Annotated in this window: 20 protein-coding genes and 1 riboswitch; of the genes, 10 read left to right on the top strand and 10 right to left on the bottom strand. The window is 41.5% G+C overall.

The features are described from left to right. The first annotated feature begins 22 nt into the window (after positions 1–22). The 4 genes from IRB79_RS07500 (at position 23) to IRB79_RS07485 (ending at position 2,888) form a co-directional block, all read left to right on the top strand. Positions 23–286: a CD3324 family protein gene (locus IRB79_RS07500; RefSeq protein WP_243507801.1), complete on the top strand. Its 264-nt coding sequence runs from the start codon at positions 23–25 to the stop codon at positions 284–286. 140 nt (positions 287–426) lie between these two features. Beyond that, the gene (locus tag IRB79_RS07495; protein WP_243507799.1) at positions 427–1,065 is read left to right on the top strand and encodes a FusB/FusC family EF-G-binding protein; all 639 of its coding nucleotides are present in this window, start codon (positions 427–429) and stop codon (positions 1,063–1,065) included. 194 nt (positions 1,066–1,259) lie between these two features. After that, a complete protein-coding gene (locus tag IRB79_RS07490) occupies positions 1,260–1,877 on the top strand; it encodes a DUF47 domain-containing protein (RefSeq protein ID WP_206834824.1) in 618 nt (205 codons plus the stop codon). Between the two features lie 12 nt (positions 1,878–1,889). Next, entirely contained in the window at positions 1,890–2,888 is a 999-nt protein-coding gene (locus tag IRB79_RS07485; RefSeq protein WP_243507796.1) for an inorganic phosphate transporter, read from the top strand. Positions 2,889–2,923: 35 nt separating this feature from the next. Here the strand turns inward: IRB79_RS07485 and gntK are convergent, their stop codons facing one another. The 3 genes from gntK to gnd all read right to left on the bottom strand — a co-directional run bounded on the left by gntK (position 2,924) and on the right by gnd (position 6,917). Further along, the gene (gene gntK / locus IRB79_RS07480; RefSeq protein ID WP_243507794.1) at positions 2,924–4,468 is read right to left on the bottom strand and encodes a gluconokinase; all 1,545 of its coding nucleotides are present in this window, start codon (positions 4,466–4,468) and stop codon (positions 2,924–2,926) included. A 103-nt stretch (positions 4,469–4,571) separates the two neighbouring features. After that, positions 4,572–5,915 carry a GntP family permease gene (locus tag IRB79_RS07475; protein WP_243507793.1) on the bottom strand — a complete coding sequence of 448 codons (1,344 nt, stop codon included), beginning with the start codon at positions 5,913–5,915 and terminating at the stop codon, positions 4,572–4,574. A gap of 105 nt (positions 5,916–6,020) precedes the next feature. Further along, entirely contained in the window at positions 6,021–6,917 is an 897-nt protein-coding gene (gnd, locus tag IRB79_RS07470) for a phosphogluconate dehydrogenase (NAD(+)-dependent, decarboxylating) (RefSeq protein WP_243507791.1), read from the bottom strand. A 196-nt stretch (positions 6,918–7,113) separates the two neighbouring features. On the opposite strand from gnd, the gene IRB79_RS07465 reads away from it, so the two are divergent. After that, entirely contained in the window at positions 7,114–7,968 is an 855-nt protein-coding gene (locus tag IRB79_RS07465; RefSeq protein WP_243507789.1) for a MurR/RpiR family transcriptional regulator, read from the top strand. A gap of 12 nt (positions 7,969–7,980) precedes the next feature. Here IRB79_RS07465 and IRB79_RS07460 read toward each other — a convergent pair whose 3' ends face one another. After that, positions 7,981–8,640, bottom strand: a complete 660-nt coding sequence (locus IRB79_RS07460) for an HAD family hydrolase (RefSeq protein WP_243507787.1) — start codon at positions 8,638–8,640, stop codon at positions 7,981–7,983. Between the two features lie 83 nt (positions 8,641–8,723). Beyond that, entirely contained in the window at positions 8,724–10,394 is a 1,671-nt protein-coding gene (locus tag IRB79_RS07455) for a M20 family metallopeptidase (protein ID WP_243507786.1), read from the bottom strand. 285 nt (positions 10,395–10,679) lie between these two features. On the opposite strand from IRB79_RS07455, the gene IRB79_RS07450 reads away from it, so the two are divergent. Next, on the top strand, positions 10,680–11,981 hold the full coding sequence (locus IRB79_RS07450; protein ID WP_243507783.1) for an NCS2 family permease: 1,302 nt from the start codon (positions 10,680–10,682) through the stop codon (positions 11,979–11,981). Positions 11,982–12,116: 135 nt separating this feature from the next. Further along, a complete protein-coding gene (locus IRB79_RS07445) occupies positions 12,117–12,692 on the top strand; it encodes a YitT family protein (protein ID WP_243507781.1) in 576 nt (191 codons plus the stop codon). A gap of 39 nt (positions 12,693–12,731) precedes the next feature. Here IRB79_RS07445 and IRB79_RS07440 read toward each other — a convergent pair whose 3' ends face one another. Next, on the bottom strand, positions 12,732–14,120 hold the full coding sequence (locus IRB79_RS07440; protein ID WP_243507779.1) for an L-cystine transporter: 1,389 nt from the start codon (positions 14,118–14,120) through the stop codon (positions 12,732–12,734). Positions 14,121–14,334: 214 nt separating this feature from the next. Beyond that, positions 14,335–15,150, bottom strand: coding sequence for a pyrroline-5-carboxylate reductase (gene proC / locus IRB79_RS07435; RefSeq protein ID WP_243507778.1), 816 nt, complete (start codon positions 15,148–15,150; stop codon positions 14,335–14,337). 132 nt (positions 15,151–15,282) lie between these two features. On the opposite strand from proC, the gene IRB79_RS07430 reads away from it, so the two are divergent. Next, positions 15,283–15,888 carry a DNA-3-methyladenine glycosylase gene (locus tag IRB79_RS07430; protein ID WP_243507776.1) on the top strand — a complete coding sequence of 202 codons (606 nt, stop codon included), beginning with the start codon at positions 15,283–15,285 and terminating at the stop codon, positions 15,886–15,888. A 75-nt stretch (positions 15,889–15,963) separates the two neighbouring features. On the opposite strand, the gene IRB79_RS07425 is transcribed toward IRB79_RS07430, so the two are convergent. After that, positions 15,964–17,106 (bottom strand): cation:proton antiporter, encoded by a 1,143-nt coding sequence (locus IRB79_RS07425; RefSeq protein ID WP_243507774.1) that lies wholly within the window; start codon positions 17,104–17,106, stop codon positions 15,964–15,966. A 334-nt stretch (positions 17,107–17,440) separates the two neighbouring features. Between IRB79_RS07425 and IRB79_RS07420 the strand changes: the two genes are divergently transcribed. Next, positions 17,441–17,635 (top strand): hypothetical protein, encoded by a 195-nt coding sequence (locus tag IRB79_RS07420; RefSeq protein ID WP_243507772.1) that lies wholly within the window; start codon positions 17,441–17,443, stop codon positions 17,633–17,635. Positions 17,636–17,980: 345 nt separating this feature from the next. On the opposite strand, the gene IRB79_RS07415 is transcribed toward IRB79_RS07420, so the two are convergent. Next, complete coding sequence (locus IRB79_RS07415) at positions 17,981–19,198, bottom strand: homoserine dehydrogenase (protein ID WP_243507770.1); 1,218 nt, start codon at positions 19,196–19,198, stop codon at positions 17,981–17,983. A gap of 112 nt (positions 19,199–19,310) precedes the next feature. Continuing rightward, a riboswitch (SAM riboswitch) is annotated at positions 19,311–19,412 on the bottom strand. A 76-nt stretch (positions 19,413–19,488) separates the two neighbouring features. Next, a complete protein-coding gene (locus tag IRB79_RS07410) occupies positions 19,489–20,127 on the bottom strand; it encodes an NUDIX hydrolase (RefSeq protein WP_243507768.1) in 639 nt (212 codons plus the stop codon). Between the two features lie 209 nt (positions 20,128–20,336). On the opposite strand from IRB79_RS07410, the gene IRB79_RS07405 reads away from it, so the two are divergent. Continuing rightward, entirely contained in the window at positions 20,337–20,951 is a 615-nt protein-coding gene (locus IRB79_RS07405) for a general stress protein (RefSeq protein ID WP_243507766.1), read from the top strand. Positions 20,952–20,970: the final 19 nt, after the last annotated feature.

Raw genomic sequence — 20,970 nt, 5'->3', positions numbered from 1 at the left:
AATAAATAAGGAGCTGGCAGAAATGAGTTATGTAAAAGCTAATGCCGTTTTACCGGAGAATTTGATAGCAGAAATACAAAAATATGTTCAGGGTGAGGCTATATATATCCCCAAGCCTGAAAAGGACTACGAAAAATGGGGCTCACGCTCTGGAGCGAGAAAAGCTCTGGATGAAAGGAACTGTTCTATTAAAGGTGCCTTCCAAAACGGCAAAACAATTAGCCAATTGGCGGAAGAATATTTTCTTTCAGTCGAAACAATCAAAAAAATAGTTTATAAAAAGTGAAATCTTCGCACTGGACCTTGTTCAGTGCTTTTTCATATGCCGTGTTCATTTCCTAATTGTTTTATACATTTACATTTTTATGTAATTCTTTTAAAGTGAAGGTGATATATAAAGGTGCTAAAGGTATAGGAGTGAGTATAATGGATCCTTTCATCAGAAATGATCAATATAATTTTATTAAATATCAGACGCAAGTGCTTATTAATGGCCATGCATCTGTCAATGATACAGGAGTGCTGAATGCACTGAAATCTCTTTCTAGCGAAAAAGTGTTGGGGCTTTTTGAAGAACTTAGCGAGGAACAAAAGCAGCTTCTTTCACCGATCATTGATATAAAAGAAAGAGATCAGGCTGATGCCTTCTTGGCACAAATAAAGGAATATGTAATACCGTTTGCATCTTTGACGGAACAATCCATCAAAAAGCTGTTCCCTAAAGCAAAAAAATTAAAGATACCAGCACTTGAAGATATCGATTTCAGGGAAATCAGCTACTTGGGATGGGACGACAAAGGCACAAACAGGAAGTATATGATCAGCCTGCTCGATGGCAAACTGACTGGCATATATGGAACATTCAAACCGCTGAGCAAAAAAGGAATCTGTGCCATCTGCAGCAAATTTGAAGAAACAGGCATGTTCTTAACTGAAACCAAGGGTACTCAGTTGGGCACTTATACAAAAAAAGGAAATTACATTTGCCATGACAGCCAGAAATGCAATGAAAATTTGAATTCACTGCAAAAACTACATGATTTTATTGGAAGGCTGAAAGGATAGATGGTCATCCATCCCATAATTAAGGCACCGCCGAGTTTGGCGGTGTCTTTCTTTCAGTTATAAATAGTCTCTTCGTTTATTCTCATTAAACTGGGGAATATTACTGTAATAAAAAAAACTATCATATTTTGTCGATTTCGTATAAAATAATTACGTTTGATTGAATTTTTCCTAAAATAATTGGGGGTAAAAAAATGGTTTTTAAGAAGAAGGACAAGTTTAACACATTGTTAAGCAATATTTCTGTGAATTTAAAAGATAGTGCAATTTACTTTGCCGACTATAAGATTAACAATGTCAGTGATTTAAAAACCTTTTCAAAAACAATGAAGGATTATGAAACAAAGGGCGATTCCTATGTTCATGAAGTCATTAAAGAACTAAATAACGCTTTTATTACGCCGATTGAAAGAGAAGATATCCTCCACCTCGCTATGAGCATGGATGATGTGCTCGATGGCTTTGAAGAATGTGCTGATTTATTTGAAATGTATTCCATGACACAGGCTGATGAATTTATGCTGAAGTTCGTGGATGCGATTAAGAATTGTGCAATTGAAATTGAAAAATGCGTGGTACTTCTTTCAACTAAGAAATTACTGCAGATCAGAGAGCATGCAATCAAAATTAAAGATTACGAATCCAAATGTGATGGAGTCCGCCGTCAGTCAATCAAGCATCTTTTTGCCACAGAAAAAGATCCTATTCGAATCATTCAGTATAAAGAAATTTATGAAACGCTGGAAGAAATTGCTGACAGCTGCCAGAATGTCGCCAATACGCTTGAAACCATCATTATGAAAAATGCTTAAGGGGCGATCACAATGGATGCAATATTTATTATAACGATCTTAATTGTCATTGGGGCCCTGGCATTTGACTTTATCAATGGTTTTCACGATACAGCAAACGCAATAGCTACCTCGGTCTCCACCAAGGCGCTTAAACCAAGGCACGCCATCATATTGGCAGCCGTCATGAACTTTGTTGGTGCCATGACATTTACTGGAGTGGCTAAAACCATTACCAAAGATATTGTGGACCCTTTTACCTTGCAGAATGGTTCTCTTGTCATCCTAGCCGCTTTAATCGCTGCGATATTCTGGAACCTGCTGACCTGGTATTATGGCATCCCAAGCAGCTCTTCTCATGCGATCATAGGGTCGATTGCCGGTGCTGCGATTGCGGCAGCAGGATTTTCAGCTCTAAATTATCAGGGATTTTTAAAAATCCTTCAGGCACTTATCTTTTCGCCGTTAATTGCATTTGCAGTCGGTTTTATTGTTTACAGCATTTTCAAGATCGTTTTCAAACACAACAACCTGACTAAAACTAACCGGAACTTCAGGCTGATCCAAATTTTCACTGCTGCTCTGCAATCCTATACACATGGAACAAATGACGCACAGAAAGCAATGGGTATCATTACAATGGCTCTGATTGCAAACAATTATGTTACAACAACTGATATCCCTTTTTGGGTACAGTTCTCCTGTGCATTAGCCATGGGTCTCGGAACTTCTGTCGGCGGCTGGAAAATCATTAAAACAGTCGGCGGAAAAATCATGAAAATCCGTCCTATAAATGGAGTGGCAGCAGACTTAACAGGCGCTATGATCATCTTCGGTGCAACGTATATCCATTTGCCAGTCAGTACAACTCATGTTATCTCCTCTTCTATCCTGGGTGTAGGTTCTGCCCACAGGCTAAAAGGAGTAAAATGGGGAACAGCGCAGAGAATGCTTATTACATGGGTAATCACCTTGCCAATCTCGGCCACCCTGGCTGGCATTGTTTATTTAATATTGAATGCCATTTTCTAATAAAAAAAGGAGCAGGCTGTGCCCGCTCCTTTTTTTCATCCTAAATATTTTCTTTGAAAATCTGAAAGACTTTCATATTCATTTTCAAACAAACGCGATAAGCGTATATAAATCGGCATTAACTCCCTGTATACTTTCGCATCCTCTTCCTTCGGCTGATGGCTAAACGTTGCACCTACCATATCCGAGACAACATTTAAGTCTTCAACCACCCCTAAAGCATATAATCCAAGAATAGCCGCTCCCAGGCAAGAGCTTTCATAGCTTTCAGGCACAACAACTTCCTGATTGAAAATATCGGCCATCATTTGGCGCCATAGATCTGATCTGGCAAATCCGCCCGTTGCCTGAATCCTCTTTGGCTCCCCTGTCAGCTCCTCTAAAGCAAGCAATACAGTATATAAATTATAGATAACCCCTTCAAGCACAGAACGGATCATATGCTCTTTTTTATGGTGAAGGCTCAGACCAAAGAATGAACCCCTTGCATTGGCATTCCATAAAGGTGCGCGTTCCCCCGTCATATAAGGATGGAAAATCAGGCCATCTGATCCAGGTGCAACTCCTGATGCAATCTTTGTTAATACATCATAAGGATCAATTCCCAGACGCTTGGCCGTTTCAACTTCTGATGCAGCGAATTCATCGCGCACCCAGCGGAAAAGCATGCCTCCATTATTTACTGGACCGCCAATAACCCAGTGTTCTTCTGTAAGGGCATAGCAGAAGATCCTGCCTTTTGGATCGGTTACAGGCTTGTCGGTTACAGCACGGATCGCTCCGCTTGTTCCGATCGTTACGGCCACCACACCTGGATCAATCGCATTAACTCCAAGGTTGGAAAGGACTCCATCACTGGCACCTGCAATAAACGGAGTATCCGAGCTTAAACCAGTCAGCTTTCTGAATTCCTCTTTCATCCCTTTTACAGAAAAAGTAGTTGGGACAGGCTTCGACAGTTTTTCGGATGTAATTCCAGCAGTCTCTATAGCTTCTTCATCCCAGTCCAGTTTCTTCAAATTAAACATTCCAGTAGCTGATGCTATTGAATAATCAACGATGTACTCACCAAATAATTTGTGAAAAACATACTCTTTAATGGAAATAAATTTGTAGGTGCGCTTGAATATTTCCTCCTTCTCATTTTTCAGCCAGAGGATTTTCGATAGCGGTGACATCGGATGAATAGGCGTTCCAGTCCGTAAGTATATTTCATGGCCATTCAGTTCCTGTTTTATCTTTTCAGCCCATTTTGCACTGCGGTTGTCAGCCCAGGTAATGCTGTTTGTCAATGGCACTCCATCTGCGTCTACAGCTATGACACTATGCATGGCTGAACTGAAGGACACGCATGTAATATCCTCCGCTCTAACATTTGATTCCTTTATGCAGCCTCTAAGGGTACCTAGAACAGCTTGAAAAATTTCTTCCGGGTCCTGTTCTGCAGTCGAAGGATTAGGAGTATAAAGAGGATACTCAATAGTGTATTTTCCAAGAACCGTGCCGTTATGGTCAAATAATACTGATTTTGTGCTTGTTGTTCCAATATCCGTACCGATTACATATTTTGTGGCAGACATTGATAATCTCCTTTCAAAAACAAATCTGAAAAAGCGGTCATTTAAAACTGAAGAAAGAAGCGGCTTTAACAAGTCGCCACTTCCCTTCTTCTTCATATTAATTTTAGGCAATAAAGAAGCCAAGTATAAATACTGTCGCAAATCCGACTAAAGCAATTAATGTTTCCATCACGGTCCATGATTTCAGTGTATCTTTAACGTCAAGGCCGAAATAGCGGTTCACAAGCCAGAAGCCAGAGTCGTTAACATGTGAGAATATCGTTGCTCCTGCTGCAATGGAGATAACAATCAATCCAAGTACCGGACCTTCAAGTCCCATTGTTTCAATAAGCGGGGCAATTAATCCTGCAGCTGTAACCATTGCTACTGTTGCCGAACCTTGTGCAACACGTACAAAAGTGGCAATTAGGAAGGCCAGAAGAATTGGAGGCAGTGCGGAAGCAGCCATCATATCTCCCAAAACCTGTCCAACACCAGAATCAATCAGAACCTGCTTAAACACACCGCCGGCACCCGTAACTAGAATAATGATACCAGCTGGCTCTAAAGATTTTGTAGCAATATCCTGTACTTCCTGGCGGGAATAGCCGCGTTTTGTTCCAAGACTGTAGAATGCCAGTAAAGTAGCTAAAGTCAGTGCCACAAACGGGTGACCCATGAATGTGAAGAATGCTCTTAAACCATTTCCTTCTTCTAAAAGAACACCTGAAACAGTGTTTAGAAGGATCAGCACCAGCGGAATGAAAATGATGCTTGCAATTAGCGCAAAACTTGGAAGCTCTTTGTCATATTCCTTTTCCTCAATTTGCATGTAATCTGGAACCGATACATGTATTTTTTTCGCGATATACTTACCAAACAAAGGACCTGCGATAATCATTGAAGGAATACCGGCAATAACACCAAATAAAATTACCCAGCCAAGATCAGCACCAATTAAATCTGCCACTGCTATCGGTCCCGGAGTCGGCGGAATAAAGCTGTGTGTAACAGCCAAACCTGCTAAAAGCGGAATCCCATAGTAAAGCAGTGACTTTCCTGTTTTCTTTGCCAGACCATAAACAATCGGCACAAGAATGATAAAACCAACATCAAAGAATACCGGTATTGCGACAATAAAACCTGTAATACCAAGCGCCCACTGCGCTTTATCTTCACCGAATTTCTTGATCATTGTCTGTGCAAGACGTTCAGCACCTCCAGAAACCTCAAGCATACGGCCAAACATTGCACCAAGACCCACAACAACAGCTACGAATCCGAGAGTTCCGCCCATCCCATTCTGAACTGATTGAATTACGCCATCAAGCGGCATCCCTGCTGCAATCCCAACTAGCAAACTCACAAGCAATAAAGCTACAAAAGCATGAAGCTTTGTTTTCATAACTAAGAATAATAGCAAGAAGATACCAGCCATCGCTACTAAAATTAACATTGAGCCTGACATTTCATTTCCCCCTTTGTATTTGAAGCGTTTTCATTTATGGATACAATATATATTTGCGGGATTTGGAAAGCTGCCATTGGCAGCTAGTCCAGTTCCCAAAAAAGTTTATTTCTTTTCTACTGCATGTCCGCCAAATTCATTTCTTAATGCAGCGACCACTTTACCCGAGAATGTATCTTCTGCCAGAGAGCGGTAGCGCATCATTAATGACATGGTAATGACTGGAGCGGCTGTCTGAAGATCAAGGGCTGTTTCAACCGTCCACTTCCCTTCTCCGGATGAATGCATGACACCTTTAAGGCCATCAAGCTTAGCATCCTTCGAGAATGCATTTTCAGTTAGTTCCATTAGCCATGAACGAATGACAGAACCGTTATTCCAAACTTTAGCGACTTTTTCATAATCATAGTCAAACGGGCTCTTTTCAAGGATTTCAAATCCCTCCGCAATTGCCTGCATCATGCCGTACTCAATTCCGTTATGTACCATTTTCAGAAAATGGCCGCTTCCTGTTCTTCCGGCATACATATAGCCGTTTTCCACAGTAATATCCTTAAAAATTGGCTCAATCGTTTTAAATACTTCCGCATCTCCGCCAATCATTGTGCATGCACCATTGCGTGCACCTTCCATACCGCCGCTAGTTCCGCAATCGAAGAAGTAAATTCCTTTTTTCTGAAGCATTTCAGCTCTGCGCAGCGTTTCCTTATAATTGGAGTTACCTCCATCGATTAATATATCGCCTTCTTCGAGAAGTGCTGATGTCTCCTCAATAACTGCCTCTGTAATATCACCTGCAGGCACCATCATCCATATCACACGCGGCTTTGTAAGATTGTTTACCAATTCCGCAATAGATGGGACTCCTTTAATCCCTTCAGCAGAAATTTTTTCGATTATATTATTGTCTTTATCAAATGCTGTCACTTCATGTCCATGGTCTTTCAAATTCAGGGATAAGTTGTATCCCATCTTTCCTAGACCGATCATTCCTACTTGCATAATTGCCTCCTGGATGAAGAAAATTTTTTTCGTATGTGACTTTATTATACAAAATATTTTTCTGTTTGCAATCGTTTTCAAAAAAATATTTTTCGATTATAATAGAAATTGAAATTAGAAAGCGCTTTATTCCCTTCTATCTTCTATACCTAATGAAAAAAATTTTTTGAAATTTATTTTAGGGAGATGCCCATAAATGGTTCATGATAACTTATATTGTTTTGCCCGAATTAAAACACATTATGCAAAATTCAGCGATAAAGAAAAAAAGATTGCAGATTATATTCTTGAACACCCTGAAAAAATCGTCCACAGCTCCATTAACCAGCTTGCTGATGACCTTGGCATAGCTGACTCAACCGTATTCCGTTTTTGCAAGCGGATTGGCTTTAAAGGCTATCAGGCTCTTAAAATAGCATTGGCATCGGAAATCGTTACACCTATTAAGGATATTCATGAAACCATTAATGAAGATGATGGAATCCTGACTGTTTCGGAAAAGGTGTTCCGCTCCAATATCAAGACCCTTGAAGATACCCTTGGAATCATTGGCGGGGGGGCTTTTGAAAAAGCAGTGGACCTAATATTGAATGCAAATAAAGTCGAATTTGTCGGGAGCGGCGGATCCAGTATTATCGCCATGGATGCTTACCACAAATTTATCCGCACCGGCATTACTGTGCTGGCAAACAGCGATTCGCATTTGCAGCTGATGTCGGCTTCGCAGCTGACCGAGAATGATGTGGCAGTTTTTATTTCTCACTCCGGCACAACAAAGGATGTCATTCAGGTTCTTAATGTGGCAAAACAAAATAAGGTGCAAACCATTGCCATTACAAATTTTGCAAAATCACCGCTCAGCCAGAATGTTGATATCTCACTTTTTACAGTAGCTGAAGAAACCGATTACCGCTCTGAGGCCCTATCTTCCCGGATTGCCCAGCTAAGTATTATTGACGCGCTATATGTGAACGTCATGATGGCAAGAAAAGAAGATGGCAAAAAAGCACTCCACAAGATGCGGAATGCTATTTCAGTTAAGAGGATTTAAAAAGGCAGGGGCTTATCCCTTGCCTTTTTCTGTTATCAGTTCATCAATGGGAATTTCAGAGAAAGCTTTATACCGCATTACCTTTTCATGAAAAGAGAGAAAATGCGTCACATCATTTGGAACAGCCGCACAGTGCATTCCTGCCTGAACAGCTGCGATTGATCCATTTACGGAATCTTCAATGGCCAGACTTTCTTCCGGCTCGACGCCCATTTCTTCTAGTGCTTTTATGTAAAGAGCCGGATCAGGCTTTACTTTTTCAACATCTTCTTTTGTTTTGAGCGTTTGAAAATGACCCTCAATTCCAAAATGGTTCAGATAATGCTTAACCCAATCCCTGCCGGAGCTGGATGCAACTCCAAGCTTAAGGCCTTTTTCAATGCACTTTTCTATTAGGTCCTGAATCCCTTCCCTCAAAATTAAAATATCCCTCTGACTCTGAAATGCTTTTTCTGTTTTCTCCTGAACAGATTCACGATTAATTTGGATGCCTAATTTACTGTCAATATAATTAAATAGAATATCATCTGTGGTGCCAATGCCCTGCGCAAAATCCTCCAGCCCAAGCTCAAATCCATAATCTTCTGACAGGGTTTGTTTAAAGACCTCATACCATAAAGACTCTGTGTCTACAATGGTTCCATCAAAATCAAAAATTACAGCCTTTATCATTCTGCCACCGCCTCCTGAATTCTTTCCTCATACATTAGACGTTACTGCTATATTAAAGTTACTTTTTTGAAGCAAGCCGGGAACTAGCTTCCCGGCTTTTGAAGTATTCTTCTTGTAAGCTTTCGGATAATCTCAGGCAAAACTTCAAAAGTATATGGTTTATAAACCCGCTCTGTCCACTTATGGCCAGCCTTCCCATAAACTCCGAGGTTAATGACAGGAATATTTAAATCTCTCATTGCCTTTAATGGAATTGGAAAAAGGCTTTTTATAGCAGGAAAGTTCTTTTTAAGAGATTGTATATCCTCATCCGAGCCGTCAAAAGATAGGAAGCTTCCATCAGATAAGTAGGGGAAATATTTGCGGACCTTGAATGTCTCACCTGTTTTCTTAGCTTCTTCAGAGAGCACTTCCTCCAGGCAATTTTTCAAAAAGATCCCTCTTTCTGTATTCACATCAACCGTGTTGGCAGGAAGAAAAGGTGTTCCATAAAATAAGACCACTCTAGGTTTCTTCTCGGGGTCTGATTGGTGTAAAGCTTCTACAATATCAAAAGCAATCATTCTGGCATCGGTTTCATCAAGCGAACTTTGCTTCCTTGCTTCTTCCATAACACTCACTGTATCTATGCCCTTCTCTTCGAGATATACAAGAAAATCATCTAAAGCCGTCACTTCTGTTCCCCAGTCCAGCTGTCTTTCCGGCAGCTTATTGACAGTCCGAAAATCTTTATAGGCACCTTTCAGCCGGTCCTCTACTGCGATGGCTGCATCTTCGGCAATCATCCCCAGTTCTTTCGAAAGCTGCTTCAGGGGTTTTTCGTAGAAGAAGTAATTGAAGTAAACCCGGCAGCCGACTGCCGTCTGAACGTCATAGCGTTTTTTATCATCTCTCATATATAAACAGCTTGGCGGAAGCACCAGCTCTCCTTCAAGTTTCTCAGTCAGCTGAAAATTCTGGCTTATACGGGCAGTCAGCTCTGCAGCAATCAATGTAGGATCAATCCCGGCAAGACTTTCACCTGCATGAGCCTCCCTTCCGAAAATGGAGAAACATGGCAAGATTTTCCCTGCTGTGCCTGTGTATATATACTTCGTGGTGTCCCCATCATACAATGGTGAGATAAAATCATTATTTATTGCAGCCAAATATTCCAGACCCATTTTTTCTTTCAGCCTCAGCAATTCGGATAGAGCAGCTCTGCTTCCTTTATGCTCACCCTCTTCATCAGCATTGAACATGACAAGCAAATTGCCGGCCAATTCGTCTGGATTTTCCGAGAAAAACAGGAGATTGGCCAGATGGACAGCAATTCCGCTCTGCATATCCAATGCCCCTCTGCCAAAAAGCCACTCATTAGACCGGGCATCTTCCTGCACTTCAGGATCAGAGCCATATTGTACAAAAAACTCCTGGAGCTTATCCGGATCATGGGCCAGTCCCTGAATCGGCCCAAAATCCTCTGTGCCCACCGTGTCTAAATGCGCCAGATATATAGTAGTCTTTTTGCTTCTGGAGCGCCCCTTGAGGAAGGCAAACACATTCTTGCGGCCCAATTCATCACCAGGTATTTCCTGAGTCCATACTAAATTATCATTATCATTAAAAGATGGGTACGAGTGTATTATTTCTTTTAAAAAATCAGCTTTATGCCTTTCTCCATCCGAATGATTGTAGCTCTTCATCTGCACAAGGGCCTTTGTTAAATATTCGGCCTGCTGACTCAAGTTCATTGTTTTAAGATTTGCAAACATAGGCCAACCCAACCCCATTTCGTTATCGTTTGACAATAGTGTATAAGCATACTCCATTGATAATCAACACATTTTTATATAATGGCTGTTTCGCGGAAAGCAAGTTTCCGTATCAAAGCTTTTTTCTTTATATAAGGATGAAACCGCCAATATATAGAATAATAACATTAAGGTCTTGAAATCTATATCAAAAACGAATATTATATTATTTGTGCTTTCTTAACGTTCGTATTTATTGATAACACATACAACCTGAAAGAAGTTTTAGTTTATGGGGGACTTTATATGTTCAAATTAAAAGAAAATCAAACAAACGTAAAGACCGAGGTTCTGGCAGGCATCACCACTTTCTTAACTATGGTTTATATTGTGGTCGTTAACCCTGTCATCTTATCTGATGCAGGTGTACCCTTTGAGCAAGTCTTTTCCGCAACCATTATCGCAACCGTTGCAGGTACTCTTTGGATGGCGCTGTTCGCCAATTATCCGATTGCCATCGCACCGGGAATGGGCCTGAACGCCTATTTTGCCTACTCAGTTGTCGGCACACATGGAAATATTGATTACATGACTGCATTCTCAGCAGTATTTATTGCAGGTATTATCTTCATTATATTGTCGCTTACCCCTTTCCGGGAAAAACTGATCATTGCGATACCGGATAATTTAAAGCACGGAATTACTGCCGGAATCGGTTTATTTATTGCATTTATCGGCTTGCGGTTAACCGGGCTGATCACAAGCCACCCAACAAATCTTGTTGCACTTGGGGATTTGCATTCTCCACAATCCATTCTTGCTCTGGTCGGTCTTGCTTTAACATTAATTCTCATGACGCTCGGGATTAATGGGGCTTTATTTTTCGGAATGATAATCACAGCCCTGATTGCCTTCTTTACCGGCCAGCTCTCTTTTGACCAAGGATTTGTTTCACTGCCTTCGCTTCCGGATGGAATCATCATTTTAAATCCATTCGAAGCAATTGGAGATGTTATCCAGCATAGTTTATACGCCGTTGTTTTCTCCTTCCTGCTTGTAACGATTTTTGATACGACAGGAACGATGATCGGCGTTGCCCAGCAGGCGGGATTAATGAAGGGCAAAACGATGCCTAGAGCTCGTGAGGCACTTTTGTCAGATTCCATCGCCACTTCTATCGGTGCTATGTTTGGTACAAGCCCGACTTCAGCTTATATTGAATCTTCCACAGGTGTGTCAGCGGGCGGAAGAACAGGATTAACAACCTTGACTGTTGCAGGTTTGTTCCTGCTTTCAGCATTCTTCGGACCGCTTGTCAGTGCGGTATCAGGTCTTGCTGCCATTACTGCACCAGCCCTGATCATCGTTGGAAGCCTGATGATGGGCAGCATTTCACATATTAAGTGGAATGAACTTGATGAAGCATTCCCTGCATTCCTGATTATCTTAAGCATGCCGCTGACATCCAGTATTGCAACAGGAATTGCGCTTGGATTCATCGCTTATCCGCTTATGAAAGTGGTAAAAGGCAAATGGAGAGAGGTTCATCCGCTGGTTTATTTATTTGCAGTGTTATTCTTTTATCAGCTTGCTTTCCTGCCGCACTAAATAGAAAAGCGGAAGCGCCTTACAACAAAAGCTTGTCCAAATCGGACAAGCTTTTTTGTTTTTTAACGCTTCTATTTAATACCTGGTCATTCATATTCTATAAGTATAGAAAAGGACAAGTTAGGATGATAGCTTATGTATGAAAAGCTGTTTGCAACTTTAATAGGAAGTTTATTATTAGGCATAGGCATTAACGGCTTCCTTGTCCCCCACCATTTGCTTGATGGGGGCATTATTGGCATAGGGCTGATCCTCCATTATTATTACGAGCTTCCCACTGGATTGAGTATGATTGTCTTAAGCATTCCATTATATGTACTTGCCTGGTTTTATGAGAAGAAATATTTTTTCTATAGTCTGCACGGCCTCCTGATTTCATCCTTCCTTATTGATTTGCTTTCTGCTATGCGAGGTCATTTTGAACTTTCCATATTGCCCAGCTCGATTTTAGGCGGCTGCCTGGTCGGCTTTGGGATCGGCCTCATGCTCCGTTATGAAACCAGCACAGGAGGTACAGACCTTCTGGCTCAGCTGATGACAAAGCTCCTCCCTATTAACATCGGCGCTTTGATATTCGCAATTGATGGATTGGTTATTTTAAGCGGATTAAAAATTGTCGGTATTGAAAAGTTCCTGTACTCGTTTATCACCATCATATTTGTTGGCGCCATGACATCGTTAACAGTTAAGAAAAGAGCAGAATATCGTTGATTGAAAAAAGCGACAGGTGCCCGGCACCCGTCGCTTTTCTTATGCTTCAGCTTCTATTTTTTCATTCATGTCGCTATAAAGATTTCCATCAATTTCACCGGTGATTCGGCCCGTTAAGATACCGGAGGTCATGGATCCGCTGACGTTAACAGCTGTGCGTCCCATGTCTATCAGCGGTTCAATTGAGATCAGCAAGCCAGCCAGTGCAACTGGCAGGTCAAGGGCAGATAATACCAGGATCGCTGCGAAAGTCGCACCGCCGCCGACCCCTGCCACACCAAAGGAGCTGATTGCTACAATGAGAATGACGGTAAAAATAAATCCTGGTGACAGCGGGTTAATGCCCACAGTCGGAGCAATCATTACCGCCAGCATTGCCGGATAGATTCCAGCACACCCATTTTGGCCGATGGAAAGACCAAATGACCCTGCAAAGTTAGCAATTCCTTCAGGAACACCCAGCGACTTTTGCGTTTTAATGTTCAATGGCAATGCACCGGCACTTGTTCTAGATGTAAAGGCAAATGTTAATACAGGAAATGCTTTTTTCATATATGTGATTGGATTTAAACCGCTCAATGTTAAAAGCAGCAGGTGAATCAGGAACATGATGGCAAGTGCCACATAAGAAGCAATAACAAATTTTCCTAAATTTAAAATGGAGTCGAAATCACTCATGGCCACTGTTTTCGTCATAATCGCCAAAACTCCGTATGGTGTTAAACGTAAGATTAATGTAACAACACGCATGATAATTGCATAGAAGGCATCCACAATTTTCGCAAAAAGGTCAGCCTGTTCTGGTGATTTCCGTCTGACACTCAGGTAAGCAATTCCTAAAAAGGCTGCAAAGATAACAACTGAAATGGTGGATGTTGGTCTTGCCCCTGTAAAATCAAGAAATGGGTTGGCCGGAAGAAGATCCAGCATCTGCTGAGGGAATGTTCTACCTTCAATGCCCTGATAGGTTTCTTCAAGCTGTTCCCCGCGGGCAGTCTCTGCATCGCCTCCGCTGATTTGGACTGCCTCCAAGTCAAAGCCGACAGCTGTTGCAATCCCGACAGCGGCAGCAACTGCTGTTGTACCTACAAGCAGCCCAAGAATAAGCACACTGATTTTTCCAATATTATTTGTTAATTTTAGCTTAGTAAATGCACCTAATATAGAAATGAAGACAAGCGGCATTACAATCATTTGCAGGAATTTAACATAACCCCCGCCTACTAAATTGAACCAGTCTGCAGATTTGGCAATGATCTCTGCACCCGGTCCGTAAATCAGCTGAAGTGCGAAGCCAAACAAGATCCCTAATCCAAGCGCTGTAAACACACGTTTTGAGAATGAAATATGCTTTTTTTGCATAAAGAATAATACGCCTATAAGCAGAAGCATAATGGCAATATTTAAAACTAAAAGTCCTGTACTCATCGGACTGAATCCTCCCCAATAGATGTTTTCATAATGACTTACTATAATACATGTATTCCTATGAGTCAAGTCGGAATTAAAATTTAAATTTTCTTATTATATATTCCATTTTGCCGTGAAATGTTCAGTGTTTTCCCATTTGATTTGTGCCTATATTTCAGGAACCCTTAGACGGCAGTTGTATAACTGCCGGGTTTAGGTTAATAAATCTTGTTTAATTGTTTTTCCCTGTAAGAGCCTTTGTTTTTTCAAAACATTGATCCATTGCACTCAACACCGCTGCACGGAACCCTTTTCTCTCCAGTTCGGCAACTGCTTCAATCGTTGCCCCTCCTGGAGTACAGACCTCATCCTTTAATTCCGCTGGATGCAGACCCGTTTCCAGCACCATCTTGGCTGCCCCCAAAACAGCCTGGGCTGCGAGCTGATAAGACTGGTCACGGGGCAATCCTGCTTTTACACCGCCATCTGCCAATGCTTCAATGAACATATAGGCATAAGCTGGAGAAGAACCGCTGATAGCAGGAATGGCGTCCATCATCTTTTCTTCCATAACAGCTGATCTTCCAATACATGAGAATATTTTTGCCACTTCTTCCATATCATCTGTAGATACTGATTCATTTGCGGAAAGGACACACATTCCTTCTCCTACTAATGATGGCGTATTAGGCATGGTTCGAACTGCTCTGATTTTCCGGCCAAATGACTGTTCCAGAAAGGATAGGCTGATGCCGGCCGCAATGGTTAAGATGATGGCATGGGAACGAATGCTATCTTTAATTTCATCAATAACTGCCCCATGTGCATCAGGCTTAATAGCCAAAAAAAGTATATCCGCTTCTTCCGCTGCTTCAATATTGGAAAGGCGTATTTGTATATTCCACCTGCTTTTTACATCCTCAAGCGTCTTCTCTGTTCTCGATGAAGCAATAATCTGGCTTGGATTTACCAGATTGGATTTGAGTATTCCTCCAATTATGGCCTGAGCCATTTTTCCACATCCGATAAAACCGATATTTTTATTCATCAATGCCCACATCCTGTATAGTATTTCCTTTTGCTATTATACTGCAGGTATGGTTATGAAAAAATAGCAAAGGGTAAAACATAAGACACGATGCTGCAAGAACTAATAAAATACTGTTTGGAGAGATTGATCATGAAAGAAATAAAACCATATGCCCCTCTGCCAGAAGGCTTTTTTCAGCAGCCGACACTACTATTGGCGGAAGCACTGCTGGGCTGCATATTGATCAAAGAAACTGAAGAGGGGGTCGCCTCAGGCTATATCGTTGAAACAGAAGCATATATGGGTCCTGAAGACAGGGCAGCTCACAGCTTTGGGAACAGGAGAACAAAGCGGACCGAAATCATGTTCAATGAACCCGGATTTGTCTACACGTATGTAATGCATACCCATTGTTTGGTTAATGTTGTGAGCGGCCCTAAGGAAAAGCCGGAAGCTGTATTGATCAGGGGAATTGAACCTGTAGACGGACTTGATTTAATGAAGAAAAGACGAAAAATGGATGATCTAAAGAACCTCACTAATGGGCCTGGAAAATTAACCAAAGCTCTCGATATTACAATAGATGATTATGGCCGGCATTTTACAAGCCCCCCTCTTATGATTGCTAAAGGAATTCCTCCTGGGAAAGTCACACGCGGAAAACGAATCGGAATTGATAATTCCGGTGAAGCACGGAATTATCCATGGAGATTTTGGATTGCTGAAAACCCTTTTGTTTCACGGAGCAGGAGGTAAAAGAAGAAATTTATAAACAGCAATCCGGAAAAACTTTTAATGAACAAGAGGTTTTCCGGTAATTTTTTATTGCTATTAACTGGAACTCCTCTTCATCCATGAATGGATCCGCGGCGATAATTGAAACAGCAGCATGCCGATCAAAGCTGCAATCAGGATATAAGCCCCGGCAAATACTTTAAGGCCCCCTGTGGCCAATCCGGCAATAATTACAGAGAATTCTCCCCTTGATGATAATGATAATCCCGCCTTTAGAGCTTCCTGTTTCGATAGGCCATACCATTGTCCTCCAAAATACCCTGCAGCAAGCTTGTGAATGATAGACCAGATAACAATAATAACCAGAAGACCCAGAGAAGGAATTTCTTCCTTAAACTCAAGCGAAAGCCCGAAATTCAAGAAGAAAAATGGAAGAAACAGATTCCTGACGGGAAGTACAACTTCCTCTGTTTTTTCTTTTACCTCCGTTCCGGCAAGAATGATGCCGGCAAGAAATGCGCCAATAACCTCTGATAGCCCCAGAAATACTGCAAATCCGCCATAGGTAATCGCAACTCCGAGTACAAGAATCAAAAAGGAATCTTCATGAGCAACTTTTTTCATCCAATGCTGGGCTTTATGAAGAACTATTCTGCTCATCCAAATTGCAGCGCCAGCAAGAAGAGACACCTTCAGAAAAATAAACAGAAAATCTGCAGCGGAGAAACTATTTCCGCCGCTCAGCCCAATTAACACAGTCACAAGAATCGGAGCAGCGAGGTCTTCAAAAATCAGAAGAGAGAGCATATATTCAGAGTCTTTATCTTCAAGGCGATTTTTTGATTCCAGCAGCTTAACAGTAATTGAAGAACTGGTTGCATATACGATTCCGGCAATCAATAAAGAGACAAACATGTTTTGACCTGCAGCATAGGCAATTCCCGCAGTCACTCCCACTCCCAGAAAAACATCCAATAACCCGGATTTCCAGACTTTCCTTCCATTATTCCTTAATTCACGCACAGAGAATTTTGTGCCAAGCAGAAAGAATAACAGAATTAAGCCAATTTCACCTGCAGCTTCAATTACTTGCGCCTCTTTGTAAAATCCAAAAAAACAGATGCCGGCTCCTAAAATAATATAAATAACAATATCAGGAATCCTTAAGATTTTAATCCCGATTATTGCAGTTATATAAAGGGCAATAAAAATGAGCCCAATTGCAAGAGGCATATTCATATTCCGTTTTTCATCCTTTTCTGAATCTGTATTTTTACGGACTATAAATACCCTCTTTGTCTGAATTTCACTCCTGTCAGTTAGATCCAAAATTGGATAGCATTAATTGCGTAATTCCCTCCAAGCATTGTTTTTTCGGCTGTATTTGATTTTCGGAAATGAATACTTAATTTTCTATATAAAGAAAATTCGACAAGTGCCTGGCAACAATAAAATTTGTCGATAAAAAAACAGGCTATATTACTGGACTTTTTTTATTAAAGCGTTTATTTTACTATAAAAAGGCAATATTCTATGTATAAGTTTCAATAAAACGGAATGGGATGGTGTTACGATGGCAGACAAGAAAAATGTTAAAACTCCCGGCAAAGATCTCAATATTGGCACGAATGTTTCATTAAACGGCCTGGTAACAGCTGTTTTTGATAATATGGTCCATGTCCAGATTGGCGCTAAGATTGTAACGGTCCATGTAAAAGACCTTTATTCTGGATTAAATAATCCTTTGTTAAAGAACCAGCAGGCATAAAGTGAAACTTCAATCAGTGGGGGGCTTTATACCCCACTGATTGTTAGTTGAGGCCCACAGGACAAGGAAGGCTTCGTCAGCATGAGCATCGCACGACCAAATGCGACAGCTTTTGGGAGGAAGCGGGTCACAAAGACGTTGCCACAGGATAAGGAAAGCTGCGGCAGCGATGCATCGCACGACCGAAAGTGATAGCTTTTGGGAGAACGTGGCGTTTTTAGTCTTTGTTCTGCTGACGGGCCTGTACGGGCAGTTGGACTGCGATAACATCCACCATCTCTAAACATACTTCGGGAGGGGCAGCTCATAAGCTTGCCCCTCCTGCTTTTTCATTATGCTTTCAGGTTATACCGTCTGTACCTGTTTATTTTCCTTTGCAGCCGGAGCATAGTCTCCAAGCACCTGATAAGCCTTCAAATCTGATGTATCTAATAATGACACAGCTTCCAATGATGCCTTAAAGATGAAGACATCTTTTGACACTTTTCTGATTATTTCACATCCCTCAGGCAATCCCGCTTTATCAGCATCACCCCAGATGATCCAAACTGGCTCGTCAAGAACAGTCCCTTCCGACTTGCCTTCCTCAAAGACTGAAGGAATATCGGCTCTGCCTACATGAATCAAATCTTCAATAATTGCGCTAGCTGTCGGAAACATGCCGGCTCCAGGACCCTGCAGGCTGATATTCCCGACTATATCCGCATCAATCGAAACTGCATTTTGCACTCCTTCTACTCTGTACAAGGGATGTGCCTCCCCTGTCAGGACCGGTTTTACAGTACAGCGGATAGCATCTTTTTCCCTCTGAATTGATGCTACATGTTTAAATTTCAGTCCCAGGGAATCAGCCATACGAATTTGCTCAATTGTAATGTCAGTAATGCCTTCTCTAACAGATGTTTCCTGCGCCGGTGCTTTCCCGAATACCAGCTCGCTCAGAACAACCGCTTTGTAAAAAGCGTCATATCCTTCGATATCATTTTTGGGATCGGCTTCTGCATATCCTTTTTCCTGAGCTATTTTCAGTGCTTCTTCAAATGATAAGCTCTCCTCGCGCATACTTGTCAAAATGAAATTGGATGTGCCATTTAATATTCCTTCGATCCGTTCAATCTTGTTGGCATTCAGCAGCTGCTTGATAGTCTGAATTATAGGGATTCCGCCTCCGACTGTTGCTTCAAATCCTAATGATACATTATTTTCTTTTGCGAGCCTCGCAAGCTCACTTCCATGGAATGCAAACATCTCCTTATTTGCTGTAATGACATGGCATCCTCTCGATATTGCCTGGCGCAAATACGTATAGCCTGGTTCCCTGCCAACAATGGCATCAATTACGACATCAAGCTTAGGAAGCTCAATAATATCTTGAAAGTCATCAGTTAAAAGCACCTCATCATCGCGCAAAGAATGCTTACTCACATTTTTGACAAGGATGGCCGAGACCTTAACTTCTTTCCCGAATATCGCCTGAAGCCTTCCCTGATGTTTGCTGATCGTTTCATACACTCCTTTTCCAACTGTTCCAAACCCCAATAGCCCAATCGTTATCGCTGACATTTCTCATTCCCCCTGGTTAATATTTAAAGTGCAGATACCTGTAAAAACAAAAAACCCCTTCCGTCCATTACAGACAAGAAGGGGTTTGAATTTACATTTCGTTCATTCCGCCTTCTTATCTTCGGAAAATGTATTCCTCTGAATTTGGCACCGTGCATAAATGCTGGTTGCCGAGGCTTCATAGGGTCAGTCCCTCCGCCTCTCTTGATAAGAAGTTTCTAAGTATTCAATTTATATGAATCATAAACATTTATAAGGACTGCGTCAACCTTTTTTGAAAATTATTTTCTTCAAACGCTTTCACTTTCCTCGAAATCTTCAGTAATGATTTCAAGAAAATGCTTAAGAATTCTGGCAGTCAGCCCCCAAATAACCTTATCCTCAAAATAGTAAAATACTTCTTCTACTTTCCTTGTCTGCCATTTGTAATTTTCACCCCCGGCAATCAAGTCAAAAGGAAAATTTTCTTCGGGCTCCACTTTAAAATTCACGTGATACGTTTCCGCCTTTACATTTTTTAGAAAGGAAAGAGGCACGGTAAAAACTTCTTCTACTTCGTCAGGGTTTGGCACAATCTGGTTAGGATTATGGATAATGCCTGCATAAGGGTAAATAATTTGTCCGAAGGAAATCATGTAATCCAGCGGGGACACATCTGTAATGCTGTCTTCACTCACGCCGAGTTCCTCTGAGGTCTCACGGATGGCCGTATGCTCCTCATCCCTATCTTCCGGATCTATTCTCCCGCCCGGGAAACAGACCTCCCCAGGCTGCCTTCTCATTTTAAGTGAACGCACTTCAAAAAGGACATGTACCTCATTATTTTTCTCAACAAGCGGAAGCAAAATAGCGAATTTCAAAAATCGCTCACTCCCTAAAATAACTGGGGTCCTGTTACCCAACCTTTTAGCCAGTTTCTCAATCTCCATATACCCACCTCCAGCAGCGATTCCAATTTTTCGGCTATTATCTTTATCATACTGTATTTACTGTGTTTTATTAATTCATACGGCTTGTACCATGTAATGATTCTGCACAGTTTATTACTTATCTGTCAGCCCTTCAATAGAAAAAGAAAGTTTCTCCGCCTGCAATTCAGGGAAAATAGAAAATATAATATGACATTAGGAGTGAAAATATGAAAAAAAATATACTAGTAGGCGGGTATGATACACAGGAAGATCTAAAAGATGCTATTGAAGGGGCAGAGTCAAACGGGTATCAGAAAGACAACCTGGTGATTGTTTCAAAAGATGGAGCGAACCTTGAAAGCTTTGCAGACAATCATGGAGTGAACTTGCGAATAGTCGGATCCCAGGAGCTCGGCAATCAGCGCTTTCTTGATTCAGTGAAAGCCCTTTTTATGGGAGAAGATCCAGCCACAAGTTCTGGAATGGATCCTGATAAAAAAGATGGTACACGGTTTGATGAACATGACCTGGATAAATACGCAAGCATGGTATTTGATGGAAAATACGTCTTAATCGCGGACTACTATGGGAACTATCCCACTTCCCAGGAGGACAATCAGAGGATCACTGCTGAAGACTCAGAAGGGTACCTCGAAAGCGCTTCAGCCCGGGAAGTTGTCCATGAAGCAGATATCAAAACACTGGCAGATAAATCCCGTAACTCATGTGCTGCCGATAATCAGGAAATCAATCGTGTTCACGTTTCACCCAAGTCTGCAGATGTGAAAACCAGTGCTGAATTAAACCGGGATGATCGACATACGAAAGAAAGGCTCAAATAGCAGAAGGCCCCCGATTGGG

Source organism: Cytobacillus oceanisediminis (assembly GCF_022811925.1).
Lineage (GTDB): Bacteria > Bacillota > Bacilli > Bacillales > Cytobacillaceae > Cytobacillus > Cytobacillus oceanisediminis_D.
This window is presented reverse-complemented; position numbering and strand designations above follow the sequence as displayed.